The following is a 6,650-nucleotide window of genomic DNA, read 5'->3' as shown; positions in this document are numbered from 1 at the left end:
CCGGCCATTCCCCTTGCCGGCAAAGCCGCGTAAGCAGGGCGCCGGCGCCCTGCCCCCGCCCGTCCCGGAAACCGCCATGTCCGATGCCGCGCTGCTCGGCGGCCTGTTCGCCGCCGCCTTTCTCGCCGCCACGCTGCTGCCGGCGCAGTCGGAGGCGCTGCTCGTCGGGCTGACGGCGGCCGGCGGCCTGCCCGTCGTGCTGCTGGTCGCGGTGGCGAGCCTCGGCAACGTGCTGGGCGCGGTGGTCAACTGGGCGCTCGGCCGCGGCATCGAGCGCTTCCGCGAGCGGCGCTGGTTCCCCGCCGGCCCGGCCGCGCTCGACCGCGCGAGCGCCTGGTACGGCCGCTACGGCCGCTGGAGCCTGCTTCTGTCCTGGATGCCGGTGATCGGCGACCCGCTGACGCTGGTCGCCGGCGTGCTGCGCGAGCCGCTGTGGCGCTTCCTGCTTCTGGTCGGCATCGCCAAGACCGGCCGCTATGCGGCGCTGGCGGCCGCGACCCTCGGCTGGATGTGACCGCTCAGCCGCGCCAGAAGGCCGGCACCAGGAGCACCAGCACGGCGAGCAGTTCGAGCCGGCCGAACAGCATCGTCGCCGACAGCACCCATTTGGACGCGTCGTCGAGCGGCGCGAAGTTGCCGGCCGGGCCGATCGTCGGGCCGAGGCCGGGGCCGACATTGGTCAGCGCCGTCAGCGCCCCGGTCAGCGCGGTCACCAGATCGGCGCCGAACGCGGCGAGCGCCGCCGTCGCCGCGGCCCAGACCAGCAGGAAGGCGGCGACGAACAGCACCACGGCGCGCTGCATCTCGGCGTCGACGACGCGGTCGCCGTAGCGCACGCTGTGCACGGCGTGCGGATGCACGAGCTGGGCGAGCCCGTTGCCGAGCAGCCGGCCGAGGATCAGGAAGCGGTAGGCCTTCACGCCGCCGGCCGTCGAGCCCGAGCAGCCGCCGAGAAAGGTGGCCAGGAACGCCGCCACCACCGCGAACGGCCCCCACGCGGTGTAGTCCTCGCTCGCATAGCCGGTGGTGGTGATGATCGACACGAAGTTGAACACCGAGCCGGCCAGCGCCGCCTCGAAGCCGATGCCGGTCGTCGCGCTGCGATAGACCGCCACGGCGAGGGCGAAGCCGACGGCATAGGCGAGGAACAGGCGGATCTGCGGATCGCGCAGCGCGTCGAGCCGGCCGCGCACGACGAGCAGGATGAGGATCGAGAACGGCAGTGCTGCGACCAGCATGAACAGCGTGCCGACCCACAGCACCGCCTCGCCCTCGAAGTGGCCGAACGAGGCGTCGTGCGTGGAGAAGCCGCCGGTGGCGATGGTCGTCATCGCGTGGTTGACGGCATCGAAGCCCGACATGCCGGCCGCCGCATAGGCGAAGGCGCACAGCGTGGTCAGCACGACATAGATGCCGATCAGCGCCAGGATGTGGGTCGAGAAGCGCTCGAAGGGGCGCTCGTCGATGTCGGACGATTCGATGCGGAAATAGGTGAAGCCGCCGACGCGCAGGAACGGCAGCAGGAACAGGCCGAGCGCGATGACGCCGAGGCCGCCGATCCACTGCAGCAGCGAGCGCCAGACGAGAAGCCCCGGCGGCAGGCCGTCCAGGCCGACGATCACCGTCGAGCCGGTGGTGGTGATCGCCGACACCGATTCGAACACCGCGTCGGCCACCCCGAGCCGCAGCGAGGCGGCGTAGAACGGCACCGCGCTGACCAGGCCGAGGGTGATCCACAGCACGACCACGACGAGGAAGGCGAAGCGGGTCGACTGCAGCGGCGGCCGGCTGCGCGTCGCCGCTGCGACCGTCAGCGAAAAGCCGCCGACGGTCACCGCCGACAGCGCGAAGACCCGCCAGTCGGGGTTGCCTGCATGAAGGTCGACCGCGGCCGGAACGAGCATCGCCAGCGCGAGATAGAGGGCAAAGACGGCCGCCACGTGCACGGCGGTCCGAAGCGCCTGAGCCTGCAAGGACGTTGCCTCGGTAGAGGGACCGGTCGTTACGGATCGGAAGGTGTTGTCGCGGTCCCGGTTGGGTGGTGGGCGCGACAGGGATTGAACCTGTGACCCCACCCGTGTGAAGGGTGTGCTCTCCCGCTGAGCTACGCGCCCGAGACCCGGCCGCCGGCCGGGCTCGCCGGCGATATAGGCGGCGCCCGGCCGGCAAGTCAAGCCGGCTGTTGCGGCCCGCCCTCCGCGATCAGCCGTTCGGCCATCGCGACGGTCAGCTCGTCGTAGTGCGAGATCACCCGCGACGGCTCGAAATGCCGCACCGGCAGGTCGGTGTAGCCGAAATCGACCGCCACGACGGGAATGCCGGCCGCGCGCGCGGTGTCGATGTCGGTGCGCGAATCGCCGACCATCACCGCCCGTCCCGCATCCGCGCCGGCCTGCGCCACCGTGGCGGTGAGGTGGCGCGGGTCGGGCTTGCGGAAGGCGAAGGTGTCGGCGCCGCAGATCGCCGCGAAGCGCTCGGCGAGGCCGAGCGCGCCGAGCAGGCGCCGCGACATGCCCTCCAGCTTGTTGGTGCACACCGCGACGGTGAAGCCGGCCGCCGCGAAGCGCTCGAGCGCCGCCACCGCGCCGGGAAACGGCTGCGAGCGGCCCGGCATCGAGGCGGCGTAGTGGTCGAGGAAGACGGCCTGCAGCCGGTCGAGCTCGGCCACCGGCAGCGGCCGCCGCTGGCGCGCGAAGGCGCGCTCCAGCATCACCCGGCTGCCGAACGAGACGTCCTGCTTGAGCCGCGCGCCGCGCACCGGCTCGAGGCCGGCCAGCGCCAGGCAGTGGTTGAGGCTGTCGATCAGGTCGGGCGCGGTGTCGACCAGCGTGCCGTCGAGGTCGAAGACGATGATCGAAGAGGCCATGCGCCGGTCCCGTCCGCTAGAGCGTTTCCAGGCGAGGTGGAAACCGGTTCGCCGTTCCAAAACGCGTCAAGACAATGCCTGGGAGCCGATCTGCGCTTCCGTGACGGGCAGCTCGGCTCCGGGTGCCGCCCGGCGATAGCCCGCCGCGGGCGGCTTCGCAAGCCGGCCGGAAAGCGTTTGCCGGTCGCCGCCGGCGTGTTAGGGAGGCGCCGGCAGAAACGGGGGATGACGACTTGGACCAGGCCGAACGCAAACGCGAGGCCGCGCGCGCGGCGCTCGAGGCGGTGAGCGACGGGGCGCGGCTCGGCATCGGCACCGGCTCGACGGCCGAGGCCTTCGTGCGGCTGCTCGGCGCGCGCATCGCCGACGGGCTGTCGGTGATCGGCGTGCCGACCTCGCAGCGCACCGCCGCCCTGTGCGCCGAGCATGCCGTGCCGCTGACCACGCTCGACGAGACGCCCGAGCTCGACCTGACGGTCGACGGCGCCGACGAGATCGGCCCCGGCCTGGCGCTCGTCAAGGGCGGCGGCGGCGCGCTGCTGCGCGAGAAGATCGTCGCCGCCGCCTCGCGCGCGATGATCGTCATCGCCGACGACAGCAAGCTGGTCGACACGCTGGGCGCCTACCCGCTGCCCATCGAGGTCACCCCCTTCGGCCTCGGCGCCACCCGGCTGGCCATCGCGCGCACCGGCGAAGCGCTCGGCCTTGCGGGCACGCTCGCCCTGCGCATGGCCGGCGGCGCGCCGTTCGAGACCGATGGCGGGCATTTCATCCTCGATGCATCATTTGGCCGTATTCCCGATCCAAGAGCCCTGGCGGAAGCCTTGAACGCCATCCCCGGGGTGATGGAGCATGGGCTGTTCCTCGGCCTCGCCGATCGCGCGATCGTGGCCGGGGCGAACGGCATCCGAACCATCGAAGCGACCCGGTAGACAGGAGTGACAGAGACATGAGACTGGTCAGAAGCGTCCGCCTGCTCGGCGTCGCCGCGGCGCTTGCGGCAGCGGTGCTGGCGGGGACGGCAACCGCGCAGGAGATTTCCGATTCGCACCTGAAGGCCGCGCGCGCGGCGATCGACGCGGTCAATGCGACCGACGAGTTCGACAGCGTGCTGCCGCAGGCCGCCCAGGCGCTCAAGGCCGAGCTCATCCAGAAGAATCCCAATCTGGTCGAGCTGATCAACGCCACGGTCGACGAGAACGCGCTGGCGCTCGCCGCCCGGCGCGCCGATCTCGAGCGCGAGGCGGCGATGGCCTATGCCCGCGTCTTCTCCGAAGCCGAGCTGCAGGAGATCGCCACCTTCTACAACTCGCCGACCGGCGCGAAGCTGCTGCAGGACGGGCCGATCGTCACCCGCGAGGTGATGCAGGCGGCCGAGATCTGGCAGCGCGGCATCGCCCGCGACCTGGCGCAGAACGTCGCCCAGCAGCTCGAGGCGGCGATGGGCGCGCAGGCCGAGGGCGGCACCGGCGACGGCGGCGAGAACCAGTAGCGCGGCATATCGCGATCGCGCCGGCGCGGCCGCCGCGCCTTCAGCCCGGCCCCGCGGCCGGGCTTTTCTTTTGCGCCGCCGTCTCCTATAGCGTTTCGAGGCGAAGTGGAAACCGGTTCGCCGTTCGGAAACGCGCGAAAACAATGAGTTAGAGCCGGTCTGCGATTCCGTGAAACGCAGAGCGGCTCGAGACCAGCGGGGCGACGCCGCACGGCCGCCTCGCGAACCGGGGCGGACGGCCGGCGGCACGGCCGGAACAGGTGGCGGCATGGCGCAGTATGATTTCGACCTCTTCGTCGTCGGCGGTGGCTCGGGCGGCGTGCGCGCGGCGCGGCTGGCCGCCGGGCTCGGCAAGCGCGTGGCGATCGCCGAGGAGTACCGCTTCGGCGGCACCTGCGTGATCCGCGGCTGCGTGCCCAAGAAGCTGTTCGTCTACGCCTCGCAGTTCCCCGAGCATTTCGCCGATGCCGCCGGCTACGGCTTCGCCGTGCCGGAGATCGGCTTCGACTGGCCGACGCTGGTCGCCGCCAAGGACCGCGAGATCGACCGGCTGGAAGGCCTCTACCGCAAGGGGCTGGAGACCGCCGGCGCCACGCTGTTGCACGAGCGCGCGGTGCTCGTCGACCGCCACACGCTGCGCGTCGGCGACCGCCGGGTGACGGCCCGGCACATCCTGCTGGCGGTCGGCGCGCGGCCCAACCCGCACGCCGCCCTGCCCGGCCACGAACACTGCATCTTCTCCAACGAGGTGTTCGACCTCGAGCGCCTGCCCGGCTCCATCGCCATCCTCGGCGGCGGCTACATCGCGGTCGAGTTCGCCAACATCTTCCACGGGCTCGGCGTCGAGACCACGCTGATCTACCGCGGCAAGGAGATCCTCGGCCGCTTCGACATGGACATGCGGCGCGGCCTGCACGAGGCGATGGAGGCCAAGGGCATCGCCGTGCGCTGCCACGAGATCCTGCTCGGCATCGACCGGCGCGCCGACGGCCGGCTCGACGCGCACACCTCGGGCGGCGACCGGCTGACGGTCGACCAGGTGCTGCTCGCCATCGGCCGCATCCCCAACACCGAAGGCCTCGGCCTGGAGGCGGCCGGCGTCGAGACCGGCCTGCACGGCGAGGTCGTCGTCGACGACCATTCGCGCACCAGCGTCGACAACATCTGGGCCGTCGGCGACGTGACCAACCGCGTCCAGCTCACGCCGGTGGCGATCCACGAGGCGATGTGCTTCGTGGAGACCGCCTTCAAGGACAACCCCACCCCGGTCGACCACGACACCATCGCCACCGCCGTCTTCTCGCAGCCCGAGATCGGCACCGTCGGCCTGTCGGAGGAGGAGGCGGCGCGCCGCTACGACCGGCTCGAGGTCTTCCGCGCCGGCTTCCGGCCGATGCGCCACACCCTGTCGGGCCGCCAGGAGCGCATGGTGATGAAGCTGATCGTCGACGCCGACACGCGCGTCGTCGTCGGCGCCCATGTGCTGGGGCCGGATGCCGGCGAGATGGCGCAGCTTCTCGGCGTCGCGCTCAAGGCGCGGCTGACCAAGGAGGATTTCGACCGCACCATGGCGATCCACCCGACCGCCGCGGAGGAGCTGGTGACGATGTACCAGCCGAGCTACCGCATCGAGCGCGGCGAGCGCGTCGAGAAGGCGGCTTGAGCGGCCGCGGGCCGGCGCCGGGCGGGCTGGTCGCCTATTTCGGCTATGGCTCGCTGGTCAACCGCGCCACCCACCGCACGGCGATTGTCGCGGCGATGCCGGCGCGGCTTTCCGGCTGGCGCAGGCTGTGGCGGCCGCGCCCCGACATGCCGGGCTTTCCCGCCGCGCTGCTCAGCGTGCGGCGCGATGCGACCGCCACCTGCGACGGGCTCCTGGTCGTCGACCGGGCCGCCAACCTCGCCGCCGTCGACGCCCGCGAGGCGCGCTACCACCGCCGCGCCATCGCGCCCGACAGCCTGGCGCTCGACGGCCCCCTGCCCGACTGCCCGCTCTACCTCTACGAGGCCGACGTCCGGCTGCCGCCGCACCCGCGCCCGCCGCGCATCCTGCGCTCCTATCTCGACGCGGTGATGCAGGGCTTCCTGAACGAGCACGGCGAGCCTGGCCTGGCGCGCTTCGTCGCCGAGACCGAGAACTTCGACATCGCCATCGACGAGGACCGCGCCAGCCCGCGCTATCCGCGCGCCGTGCGCCTGTCGCCGGCCGAACGCGCGCTGTTCGACGCGCTCGTGGCGCGGCCGGGGCGGCCGGCGGCGGCCGATTTCGGCTAGCAGCCGGCCGGGCCATCC

The 6,650-nt window shown here is 72.2% G+C and carries 7 protein-coding genes and 1 tRNA gene; 5 read left to right on the top strand and 3 right to left on the bottom strand.

The features are described from left to right. Window positions 1-76: 76 nt before the first annotated feature. Window positions 77-514, top strand: coding sequence for a YqaA family protein (locus N1F89_RS15780; protein ID WP_290085192.1), 438 nt, complete (start codon window positions 77-79; stop codon window positions 512-514). Between the two features lie 4 nt (window positions 515-518). Here the strand turns inward: N1F89_RS15780 and N1F89_RS15775 are convergent, their stop codons facing one another. The 3 genes from N1F89_RS15775 to N1F89_RS15765 form a co-directional block, all read right to left on the bottom strand. Continuing rightward, the gene (locus tag N1F89_RS15775) at window positions 519-1,973 is read right to left on the bottom strand and encodes a TrkH family potassium uptake protein (RefSeq protein ID WP_290085191.1); all 1,455 of its coding nucleotides are present in this window, start codon (window positions 1,971-1,973) and stop codon (window positions 519-521) included. A 66-nt stretch (window positions 1,974-2,039) separates the two neighbouring features. Beyond that, window positions 2,040-2,114: transfer RNA gene (locus N1F89_RS15770), tRNA-Val, on the bottom strand. A 56-nt stretch (window positions 2,115-2,170) separates the two neighbouring features. Beyond that, complete coding sequence (locus tag N1F89_RS15765) at window positions 2,171-2,866, bottom strand: phosphoglycolate phosphatase (protein ID WP_290085190.1); 696 nt, start codon at window positions 2,864-2,866, stop codon at window positions 2,171-2,173. A 233-nt stretch (window positions 2,867-3,099) separates the two neighbouring features. Here N1F89_RS15765 and rpiA point away from each other — a divergent pair, with 233 nt between their 5' ends. The 4 genes from rpiA to N1F89_RS15745 all read left to right on the top strand — a co-directional run bounded on the left by rpiA (window position 3,100) and on the right by N1F89_RS15745 (window position 6,632). Next, entirely contained in the window at window positions 3,100-3,798 is a 699-nt protein-coding gene (gene rpiA / locus N1F89_RS15760; protein WP_290085188.1) for a ribose-5-phosphate isomerase RpiA, read from the top strand. Between the two features lie 17 nt (window positions 3,799-3,815). Then, window positions 3,816-4,358, top strand: a complete 543-nt coding sequence (locus N1F89_RS15755) for a DUF2059 domain-containing protein (protein WP_290085187.1) — start codon at window positions 3,816-3,818, stop codon at window positions 4,356-4,358. 268 nt (window positions 4,359-4,626) lie between these two features. Next, window positions 4,627-6,021 carry a glutathione-disulfide reductase gene (gene gor, locus N1F89_RS15750; protein ID WP_290085186.1) on the top strand — a complete coding sequence of 465 codons (1,395 nt, stop codon included), beginning with the start codon at window positions 4,627-4,629 and terminating at the stop codon, window positions 6,019-6,021. Continuing rightward, window positions 6,018-6,632, top strand: a complete 615-nt coding sequence (locus tag N1F89_RS15745; protein ID WP_290085185.1) for a gamma-glutamylcyclotransferase family protein — start codon at window positions 6,018-6,020, stop codon at window positions 6,630-6,632. The genes gor and N1F89_RS15745 overlap by 4 nt, the downstream gene beginning before the upstream one ends. Window positions 6,633-6,650 lie beyond the last annotated feature (18 nt).

This window comes from Aquibium sp. A9E412 (genome assembly GCF_030398335.1).
GTDB lineage: Bacteria > Pseudomonadota > Alphaproteobacteria > Rhizobiales > Rhizobiaceae > A9E412.
Note: the sequence above shows the minus strand (reverse complement) of the source record. Positions and strands in the feature narration are given on the sequence as shown.

Coding starts and splice junctions, on each gene's coding strand:
- N1F89_RS15780 (WP_290085192.1), top strand. CDS start 77: ATGTCCGATGCCGCGCTGCTCGGCGGCCTGTTCGCCGCCGCCTTTCTC.
- gor (WP_290085186.1), top strand. CDS start 4,627: ATGGCGCAGTATGATTTCGACCTCTTCGTCGTCGGCGGTGGCTCGGGC.
- N1F89_RS15765 (WP_290085190.1), bottom strand. CDS start 2,866: ATGGCCTCTTCGATCATCGTCTTCGACCTCGACGGCACGCTGGTCGAC.
- N1F89_RS15755 (WP_290085187.1), top strand. CDS start 3,816: ATGAGACTGGTCAGAAGCGTCCGCCTGCTCGGCGTCGCCGCGGCGCTT.